This window comes from Acidimicrobiia bacterium (genome assembly GCA_035948415.1).
GTDB lineage: Bacteria > Actinomycetota > Acidimicrobiia > IMCC26256 > PALSA-555 > PALSA-555.
This window is the reverse complement of sequence record DASZJD010000073.1, coordinates 34,525-53,754: the sequence shown is the minus strand read 5'-3', so window position 1 is coordinate 53,754 and position 19,230 is coordinate 34,525. Positions and strand designations below refer to the sequence as shown.

24 protein-coding genes and 1 riboswitch are annotated in these 19,230 nt (G+C 73.6%); of the genes, 13 read left to right on the top strand and 11 right to left on the bottom strand.

Features of this window, described 5'->3' with window-relative positions; translation table 11 throughout:
- Window positions 1-16 precede the first annotated feature (16 nt).
- On the top strand, window positions 17-307 hold the full coding sequence (locus VG869_10310) for a GYD domain-containing protein (protein ID HEV3451588.1): 291 nt from the start codon (window positions 17-19) through the stop codon (window positions 305-307).
- A 94-nt stretch (window positions 308-401) separates the two neighbouring features.
- Here the strand turns inward: VG869_10310 and VG869_10305 are convergent, their stop codons facing one another.
- The gene (locus VG869_10305) at window positions 402-1,196 is read right to left on the bottom strand and encodes a methyltransferase domain-containing protein (GenBank protein ID HEV3451587.1); all 795 of its coding nucleotides are present in this window, start codon (window positions 1,194-1,196) and stop codon (window positions 402-404) included.
- 146 nt (window positions 1,197-1,342) lie between these two features.
- On the opposite strand from VG869_10305, the gene VG869_10300 reads away from it, so the two are divergent.
- From VG869_10300 to VG869_10275, 6 genes are all read left to right on the top strand, one after another.
- The gene (locus tag VG869_10300; GenBank protein ID HEV3451586.1) at window positions 1,343-1,969 is read left to right on the top strand and encodes a maleylpyruvate isomerase family mycothiol-dependent enzyme; all 627 of its coding nucleotides are present in this window, start codon (window positions 1,343-1,345) and stop codon (window positions 1,967-1,969) included.
- A gap of 348 nt (window positions 1,970-2,317) precedes the next feature.
- On the top strand, window positions 2,318-3,190 hold the full coding sequence (locus VG869_10295) for a hypothetical protein (protein ID HEV3451585.1): 873 nt from the start codon (window positions 2,318-2,320) through the stop codon (window positions 3,188-3,190).
- A 202-nt stretch (window positions 3,191-3,392) separates the two neighbouring features.
- A complete protein-coding gene (locus tag VG869_10290) occupies window positions 3,393-4,328 on the top strand; it encodes a 2OG-Fe(II) oxygenase (protein HEV3451584.1) in 936 nt (311 codons plus the stop codon).
- Between the two features lie 64 nt (window positions 4,329-4,392).
- On the top strand, window positions 4,393-4,863 hold the full coding sequence (locus tag VG869_10285) for a VOC family protein (protein ID HEV3451583.1): 471 nt from the start codon (window positions 4,393-4,395) through the stop codon (window positions 4,861-4,863).
- A gap of 168 nt (window positions 4,864-5,031) precedes the next feature.
- A complete protein-coding gene (locus VG869_10280; protein ID HEV3451582.1) occupies window positions 5,032-5,565 on the top strand; it encodes a hypothetical protein in 534 nt (177 codons plus the stop codon).
- 219 nt (window positions 5,566-5,784) lie between these two features.
- Window positions 5,785-6,159 carry an ACT domain-containing protein gene (locus VG869_10275; GenBank protein HEV3451581.1) on the top strand — a complete coding sequence of 125 codons (375 nt, stop codon included), beginning with the start codon at window positions 5,785-5,787 and terminating at the stop codon, window positions 6,157-6,159.
- 29 nt (window positions 6,160-6,188) lie between these two features.
- Here VG869_10275 and VG869_10270 read toward each other — a convergent pair whose 3' ends face one another.
- Complete coding sequence (locus tag VG869_10270) at window positions 6,189-7,019, bottom strand: thioesterase family protein (protein ID HEV3451580.1); 831 nt, start codon at window positions 7,017-7,019, stop codon at window positions 6,189-6,191.
- A gap of 132 nt (window positions 7,020-7,151) precedes the next feature.
- Here VG869_10270 and VG869_10265 point away from each other — a divergent pair, with 132 nt between their 5' ends.
- Window positions 7,152-7,796, top strand: a complete 645-nt coding sequence (locus VG869_10265; GenBank protein HEV3451579.1) for a DUF4232 domain-containing protein — start codon at window positions 7,152-7,154, stop codon at window positions 7,794-7,796.
- A gap of 116 nt (window positions 7,797-7,912) precedes the next feature.
- On the opposite strand, the gene VG869_10260 is transcribed toward VG869_10265, so the two are convergent.
- From VG869_10260 to VG869_10220, 9 genes are all read right to left on the bottom strand, one after another.
- On the bottom strand, window positions 7,913-8,341 hold the full coding sequence (locus VG869_10260; GenBank protein ID HEV3451578.1) for a hypothetical protein: 429 nt from the start codon (window positions 8,339-8,341) through the stop codon (window positions 7,913-7,915).
- A gap of 329 nt (window positions 8,342-8,670) precedes the next feature.
- Window positions 8,671-8,898, bottom strand: a complete 228-nt coding sequence (locus VG869_10255) for a hypothetical protein (GenBank protein HEV3451577.1) — start codon at window positions 8,896-8,898, stop codon at window positions 8,671-8,673.
- Window positions 8,899-9,055: 157 nt separating this feature from the next.
- Complete coding sequence (locus VG869_10250; protein ID HEV3451576.1) at window positions 9,056-9,973, bottom strand: ABC transporter substrate-binding protein; 918 nt, start codon at window positions 9,971-9,973, stop codon at window positions 9,056-9,058.
- A 25-nt stretch (window positions 9,974-9,998) separates the two neighbouring features.
- Window positions 9,999-10,676: an ATP-binding protein gene (locus VG869_10245; protein HEV3451575.1), complete on the bottom strand. Its 678-nt coding sequence runs from the start codon at window positions 10,674-10,676 to the stop codon at window positions 9,999-10,001.
- Window positions 10,673-11,722, bottom strand: a complete 1,050-nt coding sequence (locus tag VG869_10240; GenBank protein ID HEV3451574.1) for an ABC transporter ATP-binding protein — start codon at window positions 11,720-11,722, stop codon at window positions 10,673-10,675. The genes VG869_10245 and VG869_10240 overlap by 4 nt, the downstream gene beginning before the upstream one ends.
- Window positions 11,719-12,831: an iron ABC transporter permease gene (locus tag VG869_10235; protein HEV3451573.1), complete on the bottom strand. Its 1,113-nt coding sequence runs from the start codon at window positions 12,829-12,831 to the stop codon at window positions 11,719-11,721. Before VG869_10235 ends, VG869_10240 begins: the two co-directional genes overlap by 4 nt.
- On the bottom strand, window positions 12,831-14,078 hold the full coding sequence (locus VG869_10230; protein HEV3451572.1) for an ABC transporter substrate-binding protein: 1,248 nt from the start codon (window positions 14,076-14,078) through the stop codon (window positions 12,831-12,833). Before VG869_10230 ends, VG869_10235 begins: the two co-directional genes overlap by 1 nt.
- A 23-nt stretch (window positions 14,079-14,101) precedes the next feature.
- Window positions 14,102-14,271: riboswitch (cobalamin riboswitch) on the bottom strand.
- 42 nt (window positions 14,272-14,313) lie between these two features.
- Window positions 14,314-14,688: a DUF6027 family protein gene (locus VG869_10225; protein ID HEV3451571.1), complete on the bottom strand. Its 375-nt coding sequence runs from the start codon at window positions 14,686-14,688 to the stop codon at window positions 14,314-14,316.
- 85 nt (window positions 14,689-14,773) lie between these two features.
- The gene (locus VG869_10220) at window positions 14,774-15,346 is read right to left on the bottom strand and encodes a YceI family protein (GenBank protein HEV3451570.1); all 573 of its coding nucleotides are present in this window, start codon (window positions 15,344-15,346) and stop codon (window positions 14,774-14,776) included.
- 198 nt (window positions 15,347-15,544) lie between these two features.
- On the opposite strand from VG869_10220, the gene VG869_10215 reads away from it, so the two are divergent.
- From VG869_10215 to VG869_10195, 5 genes are all read left to right on the top strand, one after another.
- Complete coding sequence (locus tag VG869_10215) at window positions 15,545-16,141, top strand: isochorismatase family protein (protein HEV3451569.1); 597 nt, start codon at window positions 15,545-15,547, stop codon at window positions 16,139-16,141.
- A complete protein-coding gene (locus VG869_10210; GenBank protein ID HEV3451568.1) occupies window positions 16,138-17,538 on the top strand; it encodes a nicotinate phosphoribosyltransferase in 1,401 nt (466 codons plus the stop codon). Before VG869_10215 ends, VG869_10210 begins: the two co-directional genes overlap by 4 nt.
- Window positions 17,539-17,879: 341 nt before the next feature.
- Window positions 17,880-18,362 carry an ATP-binding protein gene (locus VG869_10205; GenBank protein HEV3451567.1) on the top strand — a complete coding sequence of 161 codons (483 nt, stop codon included), beginning with the start codon at window positions 17,880-17,882 and terminating at the stop codon, window positions 18,360-18,362.
- Complete coding sequence (locus VG869_10200) at window positions 18,359-18,847, top strand: hypothetical protein (GenBank protein HEV3451566.1); 489 nt, start codon at window positions 18,359-18,361, stop codon at window positions 18,845-18,847. Before VG869_10205 ends, VG869_10200 begins: the two co-directional genes overlap by 4 nt.
- Window positions 18,848-18,877: 30 nt before the next feature.
- A complete protein-coding gene (locus VG869_10195) occupies window positions 18,878-19,201 on the top strand; it encodes an STAS domain-containing protein (protein ID HEV3451565.1) in 324 nt (107 codons plus the stop codon).
- The last annotated feature ends 29 nt before the right edge of the window (window positions 19,202-19,230 follow it).

Genomic DNA, 19,230 nt, shown 5'->3' with positions numbered 1-19,230 from the left:
CGATCAGGAGGGAGCGATGCCGACCTACGTGGTGCTCGCGAAGATGACCCAGCAGGGTATCCAGGCCGCGAAGGACATCCCCCAGCGTCGGGCCGCGGCCAAGGAGACGGCCAAGGCGCTCGGCATTACGTGGCTCGACGGGTACCTCACGATGGGGAAGTACGACGTCGTGCTGCTCCTCGATGCTCCGGACGACGAGACGATGGCGAAGTTCGCGCTCCAGATCGGCTCGCGGGGGAACCTCTCGACGCAGACGCTGCGGGCCTTCAGCGAGGCTGAGAGCGACCGGCTCACCGGGTCGTTGTAGGCCCACACCCACATCCTCCCGACGGCGACGCGCGCGCCCCACCGCGGTCCGTTTCCCGACGGCCCGAGACGCGGCGGGAGGGCGGGCGCGCCGGCTACGCGGGCGTTGCCGGCGACGGCTCCGCGGCGCGAGCGGCGTGGACGACCGTGTTCGTGAACGACACGAGGATCTGCTCGTCCTGCTGGGTCGGGTCGAACCCGGTCGCGCCGCCGCCACCGATGTCCCGGTGCAGGGCGGCCATCGTCGCCGCCCGATCCGAGGATTCGGTCAACATGACGTCGATCGGCAGGGTCGCCACGACCGAAGTCTCGGCGTAGGTCAGCGGGCCGACCGTTCGCCGGATCAGATCGGCGACCTCCTCCTCAACCAGCGCGCTCACGTGCGACGGGTCGATGAGCCGGTGGAGATCGTCGAATGCGCCACGCACCGCGGTGCTCGGGGCGATCATGTCCGACACGACGACGCGCCCGCCCGGACGGCACACCCTCGCCATCTCCGCCACCGGCGGCGTGGGGTCCGGGAAGTGATGCAGCGCCCCGCGGCACATCACCAGATCGAAGGAGGCGTCGACGAAGGGAAGGGCAGCGGCGTTGCCCTCCTGGAGCAGCACGTTCGCGATGCCAGCCCCCTGGAGCCGGTCAGCACCGACCCGGAGCAGCGCCGGCGTCAGGTCGACGCCGACGACTTGGCGGACGTGAGGAGCCGCAGTCTCGGCCGCGTGCGCAGCACCACAGGCGACGTCCAGCACGATCATGTCCGCGTGCAACGGTTCCAGCCAGGCCAGCGTCGACGCGGGGCGACGGGCGAAGGGCGAGTCGTCACCGGCGAACAGGGACACCTGACGCTCGAACGATCGGCGGACGACGTCGTCATGGTCCGGCGTGGGCACGCGCCGATTATTACATTGCTGTTGGTGACGGACTCGGGGGAACGCGACCGAGGGTCGGCGGTTCGATGGCCGACATCGAGATGGTCGGCGTCGACCCCGGGCCGCCGAGCGGCACGAACGACTGCACCGACTGAAGGAGCGACAACATGGCCAACGCTGACGTGTGGTCGACGATCCATGCTGAGCGCGACGCGCTCGCCGAGGATCTCAAGCCGCTCACCGACCACCAGTGGGAGACCCCGTCTCTCTGTGCAGGATGGTCCGTGCGCGAGGTCCTCGGCCACATGACGGCGACGTCGGAGCTCACGGCCCCCAAGTTCTTCGCCGGCCTGATCGGGTCCGGGTTTCGATTCAGCGCCATGCAGGACGCGGCCATCGCCAAGCAGATGGACGGCACGGCCGCGGACACCCTGGCCCGGTTCGAGGCCCAGGCTGGAGCGACCACGCACCCGCCGGGGCCAACCGATTCGTGGCTCGGTGAGACGATTGTCCACGCCGAGGACATTCGTCGGCCGCTCGGGATCTCGCGCCGTTACCCCGTCGGCGCGGCGACACGGATCGCTGATTTCTACCGGCGCTCCAACCTCATCGTCGGCGGCAAGAAGCGCGTCGCCGGCCTGCTCCTGCGAGCAACCGATTCGGACTGGTCCGCCGGCAGTGGTCCCGAGGTGCAAGGGCCGGCGGTCTCCTTGGTTCTCGCGATCACGGGCCGCAAGGCCGCGCTCGACGACCTGTCCGGCGACGGCGTCGGCACCCTCGCGGCGCGCATGTAGGCATCCGAGGTCGAACGGACACGCGGCTCCGGGGGACGCGGGCCGGCCGCGAGCCACGGTTCGCCGGGACCGCCTACGGTGCATCGGCAGCGGCGGTGCGACGCCTCGATGCTGGGGAGGGGACGAGGGCGGGTGCGGTCAGGGATCGCGGCCGGCGATGTCGGCTCCGAGAACCGTCGCGCGGGCGCGACAGCCCGCTCCCGACCCCGCGGCGCGACGAGCCGGCTGCTGGCCCGTGCGCTCGCGGCCACGCTGTGTGTGGCCAGCGTCGCGTCGGCGGCTCCCGCGGCGGCCGGAGGAGTCATCCGCCGGCCGCGCGTCGTCCCGATCGGCGCCTACGCGGTCGGGATGATCAGTGCGACCTTCGTCGACCCGAGCCGTGCGACCGCTCCGAACGGGACCTTCCCCGGCTCTTCCAGTCGCACCCTGCTCACGGCCATCTACTACCCGGCTCGCGGGACGCCGGGCGACAAGCCAGTGGCCAACGCACCGGTCGACACCTCGCACGGGCCCTACCCGCTGGTTCTGTTCAGTCACGGCGTGCTGGCGCGGGGCGTGTTCTACGAAGGCGTCCTCAAGCAGTGGGCCTCCGCCGGGTACGTCGTCGCGGCTCCCGACTACCCCCTCTCGAACACGAATGCGCCGGGCGGCGTGACCTTCGGCGGTGGTGTCTCCGACGTGAAGAACCAACCCGCCGACGCGAGCTTCGTCATCAGCCAGGTCCTGAAGCTCGACAAGACCGAGCACCTGGTGGGGGGCACCGTCGACCAGACGCGTGTCGGGGCGTCCGGCCATTCCCTCGGCGGCATCACGACGTACGGCCTCGTGTTCAGCGCCTGTTGCAGCGACCGGCGCATCAAGGCCGCGGTCCCCATGTCGGGGTTCGCGGGCATCGTCGATCGTGCCGATCGCTACTTCGGCGGCTTGAAGGTGCCCCTGCTCACCCTCCACGGCAACGCCGATCCGATCGTCCCCTATCAGCTCGACATCGAGGGCTTCGCCCGCGCCAAGTCCCCGAAGTTTCTCGTCACCTTCCTGGGTGGCGGCCACATCTCGCCGTTCCTCGGCGGCAGCGATCCCGCGGCCGTGGCGCTCCAACGAGCCACCGTCGACTTCTGGGACCGCTACCTCAAGGGCGACAACGCTGCGCTCGGTCAGCTGCGAGCCGATGCCAGCGTCACGGGTGTCACGACCCTCCAGCAGGATCCGGGCCGCGGGTAGCCGGCCGCGAGTCTCGACGACGCCGGCGCGCGTCCGGGTCCGCGCCGACCCGTCGCGGCTCGGCGACCGATCCGAGGCCGAACCATCCGGCGGGAGCCGGCCTCCGGGCGGGACGTTGACCCGCTGCGAGCTCGTCGGCTGCGGTTCTGCTCAAGCCGCGGATGCAGGACGTCGAGAAGATGCCGGTGGAGGCGCCAACCGGGTGGGCTTGCGCGTGATCGCCCCGGGTCCGAACCTCGAGACGGTGCGACCGCACGGGCTCAGGATCGACACGATCCGGGACCGAGTCGGCGCCCTGACCCACGAGTTCGCGACGGCGACGCCCTTTCGCCACGCCGTGCTCGACGGCTGCCTGGACATCGATCGACGGGAGCTCGGGTCGTTCCCCGACTTGACCTGGCCCCATTGGAACGATCTGGGTGACACCTACCAGCACGGCAAGCGCACGTGCCAGGACCGGGCGGCGATCCCCTCGCCGTGGGGCGAGCTGATCGACGAGCTCAACGCGCCACCGTTCCTCGGCCTCCTCGAGCAGATCACCGGGATCGCGAAGCTCATTCCCGACCCGTACCTCGAGGGCGGCGGTCTCCACCTGTCGGCGGCGGGTGGGATCCTGGCGCCTCACACCGACTTTCACGTCTACGGCCGGCTCGGCCTCTACCGGCGCCTCAACGTGCTCGTCTACCTGAACCCGGATTGGGCGCCCGGCGACGGCGGCGTCCTGACCCTCACCCACGCGCACCACCCGGAGCGTGGTCGGCGCCAGATCGAGCCGGCCTGGGGCCGGATCGTGATGTTCGAGACCAATGACGTGTCGGTCCACGGCTTCCCGGAGCCAGTCGGGCCGGGCCGGTGCCGACGGTCCATCGCCACCTACTACTACACGTCCACCGAGACCCGAGGCTTCAGCGGTGACTTCACGACGCACTGGCGTGACCACGGGCGGATCCGTCCCCGGCAGCGCCTCCGCTTCTGGATCGCTCGGCTGCTGATGCAGACCTCCCGCGGCTTCTCGCTCCTGTCACATCTGGTGAACCCCAACCAGGGCGTCGGCTGGCGGTGGCGTCTCCGAGCCCCGAAGGATCAGCCCGGCCCGGCGTCGACGCCAGGGTTGCGGCGCCGCGGATCCCGACGCTAGGTTCTGTCGAACACACGTTCGCCCCCGGGACGCGTCCAGGTCCCCAAACCAGCAGGAGCAGCCGATGAGCCCCTCGGTGCCGCCGATTCCCTCCGACTACCCCCGGGTCACCCCGGCCCTGTACATCAACGGCGCCGCGAAGGCCATCGAGTTCTACCAACAGGTGCTCGGGGCCAACGAACGGCTCCGGATCGACGACCCGAGCGGACGCGTCGGCCACGCCGAGCTGACGATCGGCGACTCGGTGATCATGCTCTCGGACGAGTACCCGGACATGAACATCCTCGGACCCAGATCGGTGGGTGGAACCAGCGTGAGCCTCAACGTGTACGTGGAGGACGCCGACGCCACCTACGACCGCGCGTTGGCGGCCGGCGCGACGAGCATCCGTCCGATGGCCGACCAGTTCTACGGCGACCGGTCGGGCCAGTTCGAGGACCCGTTCGGTCATCGGTGGAGCGTCGCCACCCACATCGAAGACGTTGCGCCGGACGAGCTGGCGAGACGCGCCGCCGCCGCAATGGGCGGAGGCTGATCGCCGGCGCGACGCCCGGTCGTCCTGGTCCCCCGAGCCCCCGGCGCCATCGGCGTGGCGCCGGGTCGGTGGCTCTCGCTTCGGTCCCGGCCTCGGTCGTGGTTAGGGTGATCGGGCGTGCAGCCGTGCGCGCGCCGTCGTGGCGCGAGCGGGCGGCACGGTCGAATCATGGTGGCTCGAAGGCGGATAGAGCGGATTGGCGTCGGCGCCCTCGGTGTCGGCCTGGGCGTTGGTGCGACGGTCGGGCTGCTCACCGCCGGTCCCGGGACCGCGTCGCCGCGGTCGGCGCGCTCGACGACCAGCAGCGTCGCGACCACGACGGTGCCCTCCTCGCCGAACACCACCACCGTCGCGGCCTCGGCGCCGACGGTGATCGATTTCTACGCCTCGCCGACCAGCGCGGTCTGCGCTCGTGACCAGCAGCAGGTGCGGGTCGTCCTCGTCTGGTCGACCCGGGACGCCGCGAGCGTCTCGCTCGAGGCCGCCGGCGGCACCCTCGCCGACGCGCAGCCACCGACCGGGACGTATCCGGTGCCGTTCGACTGTCCCGCCGCCGGCGTCACGACCCGTCAGGAGGTGACGCTGATCGCCACCGGCCAGGGGACCACCCCGTCGACGCCGATCGCGGTGGCGATCACCACGCCGAGCTCCAACGGGAACGGGCACGGCCCGCACGACGGCAGCGGCGACACGAGCGGGTAGCCGGCGGCGCGGAGCCGCCGGTCGGGGACCACCCGAGGAGCAGGCTCGCGCCGGGGCCCCCGGCCGCCGCCCGCACCGATTGCCGAACCGTCGTCGCCGATCTATACCAAGCACCGTGGATCGCGGTGAGGGCCCGGCGCCCGCGGCGCTCGCACCTGCCATCGCTCGGTCGCGAGGCGGTGGCTCGGGCCGAGCGGCGACGCAGGACGGAGGCGCGTGATGGCGACCGACCTCACGGTCTACCTGGAGGACCAGCCGGGTCAGCTGGCGAGGATCGGCGAGATCCTCGGGGGGGCCGGCGTCAACATCGAGGGTTTCTGCGCCGTGACGAGCGGCGGCGGGCAGGGCGAGGTCCACGTCCTGGTCGAGGAGGCCACCGACGCGTTCACCGCCCTGACCGCGGCCGGGATCCACATCGCCTCCGAGCAGGAGGTCGCGGTCGTCCCCGTCGAGGACCGCCCCGGCGTCCTCGGCGACGTCAGCCGGCGGCTCGGCGACGCCGGCGTCAACGTCACCCTCGCCTACCTCGCCACCAGCACGCGCCTCGTGTTCGCGGCCGACAACCTCGCCGAGGCTCGGGCCACCTTGGACTGAGTCGATCCCGGCGACCCGGCGGAGACCAGCTAGGGCGGGCCGGTCGAACGGCACAGCAGCTGGCCGCCGCCCGACGCGACGAGACGCCCCGCCCGAGACCACAGCCGTCCCGTCCACCCGATGAGGCCGTCCGCAGCGATCGGCGCGTGTCCGTCGGCGAGGAGCCACGGCTCCTCGCGCGCCGGCTCGTGGAAGGCGACGTAGAGGTCGAGGCTCGGCGCGATGAACGGCGGGTCGCGCCAGGCGTGATGACGGTGCGCGGCGGGCCAGCTCTGCACGTCGAGCAGGATCACGCAGCGGGCGGCGTCGAGCCACGGGTCGTCGAACGTCGCGGTGGGCCGGAGCCGGGCCCAGCTCTGCCAGATCGGCGCCAGGGCCGCCGCCGGCGGCCACACCGGCTCGAAGTCGACCGGGCGCGACTCCACGTTGTCCCAGAAGGGGTAAGGCCGCGGCGTGTTCGGCGCCAGCGCCTCCATCGGGAGCAGGTCCTCGGGGTCGGGCACGGTCGGCGCGCGGGTCTGGTGGTGCTCGAGCCCGGGACCGGTCGCGACGCTCCAGACCTGCGCGCTGAGGATCGGTCGACCAGCCTGCGTGACGGCGACGCGCTGCGCGCACGCTGTGCGCGCGGTCCGCTCGAGGGTGACCTCGAGCTCGACGGGCTCGAACGCGGCGACCCGCAGGTACTGGCAGGCGAAGCTCGCCGGCCGGGCGAAGGGGGTCAGCGCGCCGGCGGCCCGGAGCGCGAGGGCGGCGACGTACCCGCCCATCGGCCCCCAGATCTCCCAGTCGCGACGGACCGAGGCCCGGAACCGGGTCGAGTCGACCGGCTCGATCGCGGTGTCGACGTCGAGGTCACCCACCGGCCCAGTCTCGCCCGCCGGGCCGGGCGGCGCCCCGGTTTGTGGCGGCGACGGTCGACGGCTCGCCCACCGACGATCGCGGCGGACCGGTCGCGCCGACCGGGACCGGGGCTGTGCGATGCTGCCCGCACGGTGAGCTCCACGCGCTCGAGCCTGATCCGTCGACCCGGGCGGGACGACCGGGGTGCGGACGCTGCGCCCGCCCGCGTCCGGCTCCGCGTGGCCGTGCTGGTGGGGGTCGTGGCGCTGACCGCGTGCAGCGGGGGATCGTCGGCCCGGTCGAGGCCGAGAACGACGGCGTCGACGGCTTCGACGTCGACGACCGCGACGACCTCGACCCCCGCCGGGGCCGCGCGCTGTCACACCGCCCAGCTGCACGTCTCCTTCGGCGCGGTGGGCGCCGGGGCGGGGCAGCGATACGTCCGCCTGATCCTCACGAACGCGGGCCCGGCGTGCCAGACGATCGGCTACGTCGGCCTGCAGCTCCTCGGATCCGCCGGCCAGGCCCTGCCGACCAACGTCGTCCGCGACACGTCGCGTCCGGTGGCCACGGTGAACCTGGCCGCCGGGGGCCAGATGTCGTCGGTGCTGCACTGGGGCGCGATCGCCGCGGCCGACGAGCCCCAGAGCGGCCCCTGCGAGCCGACACCGCAGCAGGTCGAGGTGACACCGCCGAACGAGGTGCAGTTCGTGGTGGCACCGTGGCCGGGGGGTGCGGTCTGTGAGCACGGGCGCATCGACGCGGGCCCGCTGCAGCCGGGCGTCCCGCCGCTCTGATTCCGCGGCACGCCGGCGACGCGGCGGCTCCGCACCGGAGACGAACACGGCGGCGGCACCCGTCTTGGGTGCCGCCGCCGGTTCGCGCTGCGGTCAGGCAGGGGAGGAGTGCAGCGCTAGGAGGTCGGGATGGTGAAGTTGCACTTCTGGCTGAAGTAGGCCGCGATCTTCTTGAGGTCCTCGCCGTACTGAGCGCCGAAGCCGGACAGCTGGGTGTACGAGCTCGGGTTCGAGAAGTCGACCTTCGCGAGCTGGGCGAACCCCTGCGCCAGGTGCCGGAACGCCGACCGCAGCTGACTCGGTCCCGTGCTGGCCAGCTGGTTCAGCGCCTTGGCGCCCTGTCGGAACAAGGCGCTCAGGCTCTTCGGGTTGTTGAGATTGGTGTGGGCCTGGGCGCTGTTGACCTTCTGGTACCGCTTCACGAGATCGCTGCAGGAGGCCGAGGCGGAGCGGCTGCTGCCGGCGTCCGCGTAGGCCACGCTCGTCTGCGCGGCGAGCCCGCCGCACGCAAGCACTGCCGCCACCATGATCCAGAATCGCCGCATTCCCGTCCTCTCGCTCGTCGGTGTCGTGGGCCCGCACCCGAGCCGGGCCGGCGGCGGCGGCCGCCGGCAGGACGCGAAGCCTCGCCCCGGCCCATCGCCGGGCCTTTCGTCCGCTATCGGCACCCGGGGACGGCGGCTGTAGGCCGAAACCGGAGCGGGGCGGACACCGCGACCCGCCCGGGGACGGCGAGGCGCTCGCGCCTGCCGCCGGCGCGGTCACACCGGGCCCGGTCGGTTCGCTCACGAGCGGCGTGTCGGCGACCTCGGCCACGTCGTGCGAGGCGGCTCCGCCCGGCGTCGGGTCGACGGGCGTCGCCGTGGGTCAGGGGCTAGCCGGCGTCGCCAGCCGGGCGGTCCGCGGGCTGCGGGGCCCGGGTGAGCACCTCGGCTCGCTCGCCGGGGCCGTGCCGCTCGACGTGGCCGTCGTCGAAGAGGACGCGGACGCTGTCGTCGGCGTGCTCGACGATGGCGGCGCGGTGCAGACGCCCGTCAGCGTGGCGCACCGTGACCCCGGCCCGAAGCCGGCCCCACGGGACCCCGATCAGCGTTCCGTTCATCGGAGTCCTCCCTCCGTGTGGCGTCGCCTCGGTGGCGCGCCGCCGGCTGAGCCGGGTTCGGCGCTCCCCCAAGCATGCCGCGCGATCGACCCGACGCGAGCGCGGCTTTACGGATTCTTGACCCTGCCGCGCCGAGGGCGTCGGCGTCCTCGGCCGGTCAGCCGTCGACGACCGGGACGATCGCGGCGCGGTCCGCCGCGGGCGGCGGCCACGCGTCGGGATGGAGGATGCCGGCCAGGATCTCGACGCCGTCGACGAGCCGGGGGCCCGGCCGCACGAAGTAGGAGGAGGCGTCGACCGCCCACACCCGTCCCGCGGCGGCGGGCGTCCGCGCCAGCTCGTCCCGAAGCCGACGGTCGGCGGCCGCCAGTCCCCGGGTCTCGTCGAGGCCGTAGCCGCACGGCGCGATGACGACCACGTCCGGCTCGGCGGCGACGATCGCGGGCCAGTCGAGCGGCACCGAGTACTCGCCGGGTCGGGCCCCCACCGGCTCGCCGCCGCCGGCGACCACCATGTCCGGGATCCAGTGCCCGGCGTTGTACGGCGGGTCGGTCCACTCGAGGACGAACGTCCGGGGCCGGGGTCGCGACTCGACCGCGCTCGCCACCCGCGCCAGCCGCCCTCGCAGGGCCGCCACGAGGGACGAGGCGTCGGCCCCCCGGCCCGTACACGCGCCGACGGTCTCGATCGAGCCGAGGACGTCCTCGAGTCGCTTCGGGTCGAGGGTGACGACGCGCGCGCGGCAGCCGAGGTGGTCGAGGGCCTCGGTGACGTCGGCGACGTCGATGGCGCAGACGGCGCAGAGGTCCTGGGTCACGACCACCTCGGGGTCGAGCGCCCGCAGCGCGCCCTCGTCGAGCGTGTAGATGGCGGCGTGGGCGTCGGCCCGCTCGCTCACGACGCGATCGATCTCGGCGGGGGAGAGTCCCGGCGGCAGGGAGGTGTCCGAGACCACCGGCTTGGTCCGGGCCTCGGCGGGGTAGTCGCACTCGAACGTCACGCCGACTAGGTCGTCGCCGAGCCCGAGGGCGTAGACGATCTCTGTGGCCGAGGGCAGCAGCGACACGATCCGCACGGGCGTCTCCGATCTCGACCGGGGCCTAGCCCGGCACCAGGTCCGCGAACGCGACGGCCCCGCGCCGCGTCACGGTCCCGACCTCGACCGGGACCGGGTGCGAGAAGCGGGGGTTGTCGGTGACGAAGGTGTGGAACTCGCCCGTCTCGGCGCACGGGTCGGCGCCGTCGGGCAGGTCGGCCAGCAGCTGCTCGTCGTAGCGGCGCCCGAGGAAGGATTCGTCGAGGAGCTCGAGGTTGACGGCCACGACGACGGCCCGGATCCCGGCGGCGAGGACCTCGCGGGCGAGCGCGGCGGTGTCGGGCCGCCAGATCGGGAACGACGCGGTCCAGCTCGACCGCGCCATCTGGCCCGATCGGAAGTCGCGGTGGTCCTCGAGGAAGAGGTCCCCGAACGCCATCTCGTCGAGGCCGGCGAGGGGTGGCTGCTCGAGGGCCGCCGCGATCGAGGCCTCGTAGACCTCGTTCGGGCACGGGTCGGGGAAGGTGACGGTCGCCAGGGGGATGTCGAGGGCCTCGGCCTGGGCGTGGAGGAGCTCGGGGCGGACGCCGTGCCCGCTGGATCGGCCGTCGGCCCCGAACGTGCTGAGCAGGGCGGCCACGCGACGGCCCTCGGCCTCGAGCCGGCGGAGGGACATGGCCGCGTCCTTGCCTCCGCTCCACGACAGGGCGACGGGCCGGCCGGGCTCCGGGGACGGGGTCATCGGGTCCCCCCCGGTGGGCGGCCGGCGGCCACGCGCCGGGCGAGGGCGGCGAGCGGCTGGAGGGCCTGGTGTGTCTCGACGCCGCCGGCGTGCCGGGCGATGACGGTCGGCGCCGAGCGGGGCCGCTCGAGCACCTCGATCGCGAGGTGGACGGCCCCGTCGACCTCCGGCGGGTCGACCATGAAGCCCTCGCGCTCGAGGATCCGGCGGGCGAGGGCGGCGTGGAGCGAGTCGCCGGCGACGGTGGCGACCCCGCGGACCTCGCCGCAGAAGACGAACCGCCACTGCCGCGGGTCGAAGGCCCAGCTGCCGGTCGGGAAGGCCCGACCCAGCACGCCGCGGGCGGCAATGTCCTCGGGGAGACCGGTCTCGATCCGGCGCTCGGCGTCCAGCACCCAGATCGTGTCGGCGCTGCGCAGCGCCAGCTCGAGGTCGTGGGTCGCCAGCACGACGGCCAGCCCCCGCTCGCGGGTCAAGCGACGGAGCAGGGCGACCAGCTCGACCCGGGCGGTGACGTCGAGGAACGCCGCCGGCTCGTCGAGGAACAGGACGGACGGCTGCTGGGCGAGCGCTCGTGCGATCATGACGCGCTGACGCTCGCCGTCGCTCAGCTCGACGACGACTCGGTCGATGAGGTGACCCGCCGACACCGTGTCCAGCGCGGCGGCGAGGAGCCGCTCGTCGTCGGCGTCGAGGCGCCCGAACCACCCGGTGTGGGGGTAGCGGCCGAGCCCGACGAGGTCCCGGGCGCGCAGCCGTCCGGTGTCGTGGTGGTCGGTGAGCACGGCGGCGACGCGCCGGGCGACCTCGAGGCGGCGCATCGCCCGGAGCTCCCGCCCGCTGAGCAGGACCTGGCCGCCGAGCGGAGGCTGGAGCCCGGAGCACGTGCGCAGCAACGTCGACTTGCCGGTGCCGTTCGGCCCGACCAGGCACGCGAACTCGCCCGCGGCGAGGGTGAGGGACACGTCGTCGAGCACCACGGTCGGGGCGTGCCGGCCCCGCCGGTACCCGACCCGCAGGCCGCTGGCCTCGAGCGCGGCGGTCACGCGCCGAGCGCGCCCGCGCTGCGGCTGCTCAGCACCACCCAGATGACGATCGGCGCGCCGAGGAGGGCGGTGACGGCGTTGAGCGGGAGGACGAAGTCGGCGCCCGGGAGCTGGGCCGTGATGTCGGCCGCCAGCGCGATCGTCCCGCCGAGCAGCATCGAGGCGGGCAGGAGCAGCCGGTGGTCGCTGGTGCCGAGCGCGGCCCGGGCCAGGTGGGGGATCGCGATGCCGAGGAAGCCGATCGGGCCGCAGAAGGCGGTGGCCACGCCGGCGAGCAGCGCCGAGGTGCCGATGGTCGCGACGCGGGTCCGGCGGACGTTGACGCCCATCGTTGCCGCGTAGCGCTCGCCCAGCAGCAGGGCGTTCAGCTGCTTGACGCCGACCGACGCGACGGCGAGCCCGACCAGGAGCACGGGCACGAGCACGTGGAGCTGCTGCCACGTGACCGACCGGAAGCTCCCCGCCTCCCAGGCCAGGAACTGCTGGATCCGGGGCCCGTCGGCCGAGGCGATGAGCACGGTCACGAGCGACGCCACCAGGTAGCTGACCATGAGCCCGACCACGAGGATCGTGACCGTCGAGCGGACCCGACGGGCGGCGACGAGCACCAAGGCCATGACCAGCGCGGCGCCGGCGGTTCCGGCCCCCGCGATCCCGACCTGGCCGAGCCCGCCGAGCCCGGTCAGGAACGTGGCCTCGCTCGACGCGCCGGCGAGGACGACGATCGCCACCCCGAGGCTGGCGCCCGCGCTCACCCCGAGCACGAACGGGTCCGCCAGCGGGTTGCGGAACAGGGTCTGCATCTGGAGCCCGGCCACACCGAGCGCCGCCCCCACCAGGACGCCGGTGATCGAGCGCGGCAGCCGGATGTCCTGCACGATGACGTGGTAGACGCCGTGCGGCTCGTGACCGGTCAGGACCCGGACGACGTCGAGGACCGGGATGGCGACCGAGCCCACCGCGATCCCGAGCACGAAGACGACGACCAGCGCCACGCCGAGCAGCGGGAACACGACCGCGGCCCGGCTTCGGGTCCGCCGGTCCCGCCCCACCGGTTGGTCGGACGGGGCCGCCGTGGCGGCGGCGGCGACGCGCTCCTCGGTGAGCATCAGCGCTGGGGCAGTCGCACGTAGAAGACGAGGTGATGATCGCGCAGCCGGTCAGGGTGGAACACCTTGATGAGGTCGGCCAGCACGAGGTCGGGCCGGGCGTCGCCCCGCTCGAAGAAGTCGAGGCCGCCGTTGGCGTTCTTCACCCGGTTCGGGACCCAGACCTGGTGGGTCTGGAACGGCCGGAAGCCCTGGTAGCGCGGATCGTCCTTCTGGGCGTCGGCGAGCGAACCCCAGAACTGGCTGCCGTCGATCCAGACGTCCGCGCGCGCGGCGCGGCCGAGCTCGGCCTCGAGGTCGATCATGATCGGGCCGCGCTCGGGGTTGTCGGCCCACACCGACGTCGCGCCCGCGTCGGCGATGAGCCGGGCCGTGAGGCTCTGGCCGCCCTTCTCGTAGAAGGTGCCGGAGTCCTCGAACCCGGTCATTACGAGCGGGCGACGCGACGGCGGCGCGCTCGCGCTGAGCGCGGCCAGCCGACGGTACGCGCTCGCGACCGCGCTGTAGACGCTCTGGCTCCGACGCTCCTGGTTGAACAGCGTCGCGATCAGCTTCGCCCATTCCGCCTGCCCCAACGGGCTGGGCTCGAGGTACTCCGCGACCGCGACGACGGGGAGGCCCGCCTCCCGCAACTTGGCGTACGCGGGTGAGTCGGTGCCCGCCGTGAGGAGGACGTCGGGCTTGGCGCCAAGCACCCGCTCGACGTCGACGGCCCCGGACCGGGCGAACTCGACGAACCCGGGGTCCTTGAACCGCTGCCGCACCGCCTTGGCGTACACGTACTGCTCGCTGCCGACGCCGTGCAGGGCCTTCGTCTCGCCGATCTCGACCAGCGGGATCAGCTCGGTCGTCGACTCCGCGAACAGCGAGCGGACCGGCACGGACACCACTTCGGCGCCCGCCAGCGCACCCGTGAGCCTCGGCGCCGGTGTGCCGCACTGGACGAGCACGTAGGTCTGGGGGCTGCCCCCCGGGAACGGGACCTTCACGGTCAGGACCTTGTAGCTGCCGTGGTAGGTCACGGTGAAGTTCTGCGCGTCGCCGACCGTGGCCTTGTCGGGGAAGTAGTCGAGACCCCGCCGGTAGCCGTGGACGCATCCGGTCGGGTTGGTGAGCACCGCCGTCGACGCCGGCGTCGCCAGCGCGCCCGCGAGGGCGGCCGACACGACGACGACGAGCGCGACGGCGGCACGCGGCGCCGCGAGGAAACGGCGCGACACGCGCCGGGGACGACGAGGCGACGACATGGCGACCCATCCTTCGTGGGGGCGAGCTGTCAAACCGTCGCGGCCGGTCTCCTGGCTCCCGGTTCGTCGCTCCCCCCGCCTTCCCAGCCCGCTTGGGCCAGTGGCACGCCTGGGGGTCGCTCCCCGGTCACAGTGGCGAGGACCACGCCGGACTCGCACCGGCTTCCCGAACACCGCGACGCGGAATGTCTAGGGCGGTCACGGTCGGTCCGTCAACCGCCATGGGTGGTGGCGCTCACCCGTAGGCGTCGGGACGGTCGAGCGGCATCCGCAACCACGCGAGCATCTCGCACAGCTGGGCGTACGCGGCGAGCCGGGCCTCGTCGGTGCCGGTCGCCTCGGCGTCGTCGCACACGGCCGCCAGCCGCCGTGTCATCGTCGGCCCGATCTCGAGGAGCCCGCCGCTGCCGCCGGTCGCCCACTTGGCCAGCACGTACCGGCAGATGGCACCGACGGGGACACCGAGCGCGGCGCCGAGGTTGCCGATGGTCTGGAGGGGGTCCAGGAGCGAGTAGAGCGCGACGTCAGCCTTGAAGTTGGCGTCGGGGTCGTCGGCGGGCCAGGGGCCATCCCAACGCTCGAGGCGGATCACCGGTTCGTCCGTCGTCATGGTTCGAGAGACTCGCGCGGCGAGGCTCGCGTCGGCGGCGGCGACGCCGGCTGGCGGCGGGGGACACCGCCAGCCGGGTCGGGGGTCAGGCGGCGGGCGTCTGCAGGATGGCCTCGACCTCGAGGGTGATCTGCACCCGCTCGCCGAGCCCGAGGCCTCCGCCTGGGAGCGGTGCGTTGAACGTGATGCCGAAGTCGCGCCGGTCGATCTCGGCCGAGGCCGAGAACCCGGCCCGGCTGTCGCCGAAGGGCGTGTCGGGCTGGAAGCCGTTCAGCTCCAGCGTCAGGGGGACGCTTCGGGTCACGCCGTGCATGGTCAGGTCGCCCTCGACCAGGAACCGGTCGCCGTCGGCGCGAACGCTGGTCGAGCGGTAGGTGAGGGTGGGGTGCCGGTCGGTCTCGAAGAAGTCGACCGAACGCAGGTGCTGGTCCCGGTCGGCGTTGCCGGTGTCGATGGACGCCATGTCGACGGTGGCCGTCACCGAAGACGCCAGGGGGTCCTCGGCGGTGACGATCTCGCCCTCGAAGCGGCGGAAGTGCCCCCGGACCTTGCTCACCATGAGGTGGCGGACGCTGAAGGACACCTCGGAGTGGACGGGGTCGATGGTCCAGGACCCGGCGACGTAGCCCGGGATTTCGGTTGCAACGGTGCTGGTCATGATGGCGCTCCGGTGGTTGAGGACTGAACAGTTGAGCACGTTACTAGCACTTGGTTGAACTGTCAACCACCCGCCGGCATTCCGGGCGGCGGGCGGGGGGAGGGCCGGCGGTCGGCCGGGGGTGTCGAGCGCCACCCGCCGGCGGCGCGCGACGATCCGGACCGGTCCCCGGATGGCCGCCGCTGCGGAGGTGTGGTGATGGGCGAGGTCGCCTACGACGACCACACCGCGCTGGTCGTCGTCGACCTCCAGAACGACTTCGCCAGCCCGCAGGGGAGCCTGTCGGTTCGCGACGCCGAGGCCGTGATCGGGCCGATCAACCGGGAGCTCAGCCGGGCCCGGGCGGCCGGCGCCCTCGTCGTGTACACGCGGGACTGGCACCCGCCGGAGACCCCGCACTTCCAGGCCTTCGGCGGCAAGTGGCCGGTGCACTGCGTCCGGGACACCTGGGGCGCCGCCTTCCACCCCGACCTCGTGGTCCTGGACGACGCCCCCCAGATCTTCAAGGCCACCGGGCAGGAGGACGGCTACTCGGCGTTCTCGGTGTTCCACCTGGCGTCGGGCGAGACGGGTTCGACCGGGCTCGAGGCGCTGCTGCGCGAGCGCGGGATCGAGCGGGTCGTGCTCGCCGGGCTCGCCACCGACTACTGCGTCCTCGAGAGCGGTCTGGACGCCCGGCGCGCCGGCTTCGCGGTCGTCGTGCTCCACGAGGGCGTCCGTGCCGTCGACCTCGAGCCCGGCGACGGCGCCCGGGCGCTCGAGCGCCTGGAGCAGGCCGGCGCCGAGCGGGCGTGAGCCGACGCGCGGGTGCCGGCCTCGAGCCGGGCGCGGCGGCGCTGTTCGTCGACCTCTACGAGCTCACGATGGCGGCCAGCTACCACCAGCTCGGGCTCACCGACCGGGTGACGTTCGACCTCTACGTGCACAACCTGCCGCCGCGGCGGAACTACGTCGTCGCGGCCGGGCTCGAGCCGGCCCTCGACTACCTCGAGGACCTGCGGTTCGACGAGGCCGCCGTCGTCTACCTGCGCTCGCTCGGGCTCTTCGACGAGTCGTTCCTCGGCGCGCTCGCTCAGCTGCGGTTCAGCGGCGACGTGTGGGCCATCCCGGAGGGCGAGCTGGCCTTCCCGTACGAGCCGCTGCTGCGCGTGTCGGCGCCGCTCGTCGAGGCCCAGGTCGTCGAGACCTTCCTCCTGAACTGCGTCGGGTACCAGACCCTGATCGCGACGAAGGCGGCCCGACTCAGCACCGCCTGCGCCGGCCGGCCGTTCGTGGACTTCTCGCCCCGGCGAGACCACGGCACCGACGCGGCCATGAAGGCGGCCCGGGCCGCCACCATCGGGGGTGCCGCGGGCACGTCGCTGGTCCTCGCCGGACGCGAGTTCGACCTCGAGCTCAGCGGCACCATGGCGCACTCGTACGTCATGCGCTTCGAGCGCGAGGAGGACGCCCTGCTCTCGTTCGCGCGCGCGTACCCGAGGCGCGCCGTGCTGCTCCTCGACACCTACGACACGCAGGCCGGCGCCCGAATCGTCGCCGCCCTGGCGCCGCGCCTCCGCGAGGAGGGCGTCGTGCCGCGCGCGGTGCGGCTCGATTCGGGCGACCTCGCCGAGCTCGCGCCGGCGGTGCGACGCATCCTCGACGACGCGGGGCTGGACGGGGTCGGGATCTTCGCCTCCGGCGACCTCGACGAGTACCGGATCGCCGACCTCGTCCACCGTGAGGCGCCGATCGACGCCTTCGGCGTCGGCACCCAGCTGGGCACGAGCGGCGACGCCCCGTCGATCGGCGTGGTCTACAAGCTCGTCGAGGACCCCACGGGGCCCAAGGTCAAGCTGGCGCCGGACAAGCTCACCCTGCCGGGCCGCAAGCAGGTCTACCGCTCGAGCGAGGACGGCCGGTACTCGCACGACGTGCTCGCACTCGCCGACGAGCCCGGCATCGAGGGGCGCCCGCTGCTCGAGCCGGTGCTGCGGGGCGGGCGACGGGCCCGCCCCCCCGACGGGCTCCGTGCGGCCCGCGCCCGGTGCGCGGCGGCGCTCGCCGCCCTCCCGGACCACCTCCGCGGCCTCGACGCCGCCGAGCCCGCCTACCCGGTCCGTCGGTCCGACGGGCTGGCGGCGCTCTGCGAGCGGCTCCGGACGGAGCACGAGTCGGATGCTGGCCGCATCGACGGCCGAAGGGATGGGTAAGAGGAGGCGGTGCCCCGACCGCAGGGTCCGGCGATGGCGGTCGCCGCCCCCGCCACCCCGCTCGACCCGGCCCCGCCGGCGACGCCGACCGTCGGCGCCGGGCGCGCGCGCCTCCGACGGACGGGCGTCGCCAGCCTTCCTCCTCCGGTCTCGGTGCGGCGTGCGTCCCGCGGACCCACCGCGCCGCGGGCAGCGTCGGGTGCGGCGCCACGGATCGGGACGACGACGGCGTCGACGGCGGCGCGCGATCGCTCGCGTGCGGGTGGCGCGGCGCGCGGCGTCGCGGTCTCGAGGGGGACCATCGGTTACTGTCCGCGTCGAGCGCCGAAGGCAGTCATGGTGTGATCTCCAGGCTTGATCTCCCCGCCGAGCCCACCAGCCCGGGTCGGGCCCGACGGTTCGTGGCCTCGGCGCTGGCCGGCGTTCCGGCCGACGTCGATCTCGTGGCGCTGCTGGTCTCGGAGCTGGTCACGAACGCCGTGCTGCACGCCCGCACCCCCCTCGAGGTGGTGGTCGAGACCACCCCGGACTCGGTGGAGGTCAGCGTCCACGACGGGTCGCGGGTGCGACCGGCGCTCCGCCGCTACGACCGCGACGCCGCGACGGGCCGCGGGCTGCACCTCGTCGAGGCGCTGGCGGACCGCTGGGGCGTCGACGTCGACGCCGGCACCAAGCGGGTCTGGTTCGCCCTCGGGGTGCCGAGCGCCCGGTCGGACGGCCGCGCGACGGCGGCGTCGGCGCGACCTCGTCGCCAGGCCCCGAATCCTCGTGCCCGACGCGACGAGCCGCGGCGGCGTCGCGGAGGACCCGAGGCGCGGGTGTGAACCCGCCGGGCCCGACCGGCGACGGTGATGGCGACGAGCTCGTCGCGGTGCACATCCTCGGGCTCCCGCTCGACGTGCTCCGGCGCGCCCGTCAGCACCAGGATTCGCTCGAGCGCGAGTTCCGCCTGATCGGCTTGGCGCAGCCCGAGGACCGGACCCACGTCACCGCGCGCCTGCTCCGCCTGGTCGGCGACCTCACGGAGCAGTTCGCGGCGACCGGCCGGGAGTGGCGCGAGCAGATCGAGGCCGCGCAGGCGCGCGGGGAGCGAGCGATCGACCTGGTGGCGTGGGTCCCGCCCGCGGCCGCCGCCGCCAGTCGACGGCTCGCGGCGCTGCTCGAGGAGGCGGACGACTTCTGTCGACGCGGCGACCTCCTGACCGTGGCCACGCCACCCGAGTCCGTCGACCTCCGACGGTGGTACCTCGGCGAGTTCGTGGCCCAGATCGGCGGCGCCGCCCCGACCCCTTGGAGCGAGCGGGACTGAGCCCGACGGGGGTCTGTACGCTGCGGCGAGATGGGGAACGCGGAGCCGCTCGGCGTGGACCTGACGAGGGACGGCGACCGTCTCCGCGTGGCCGTGCGCGGGGAGCTCGACCTCCTGGCCGCACCGCACCTGCGCACGGAGCTCCTCGAGGCAACGAAGGAGGATCCCGCCGCCATCGGCCTCGACCTGTCGGCGGTCACGTTCATCGACTCGACGGGCATCAGCGTGATCCTCCAGGCCTGGCAGCGGGCCAGCGCCAACGGCAGCCGCCTCGTCGTGGACTCGGCCTCGCCGGTCGTCGCCCGCGTCATCGAGGTCGCCGGCCTCACCGAGCTGCTCGGCGCCGACTCGTAGCCCGGGCCGCGGCCCGGTGCCGCCCGGGC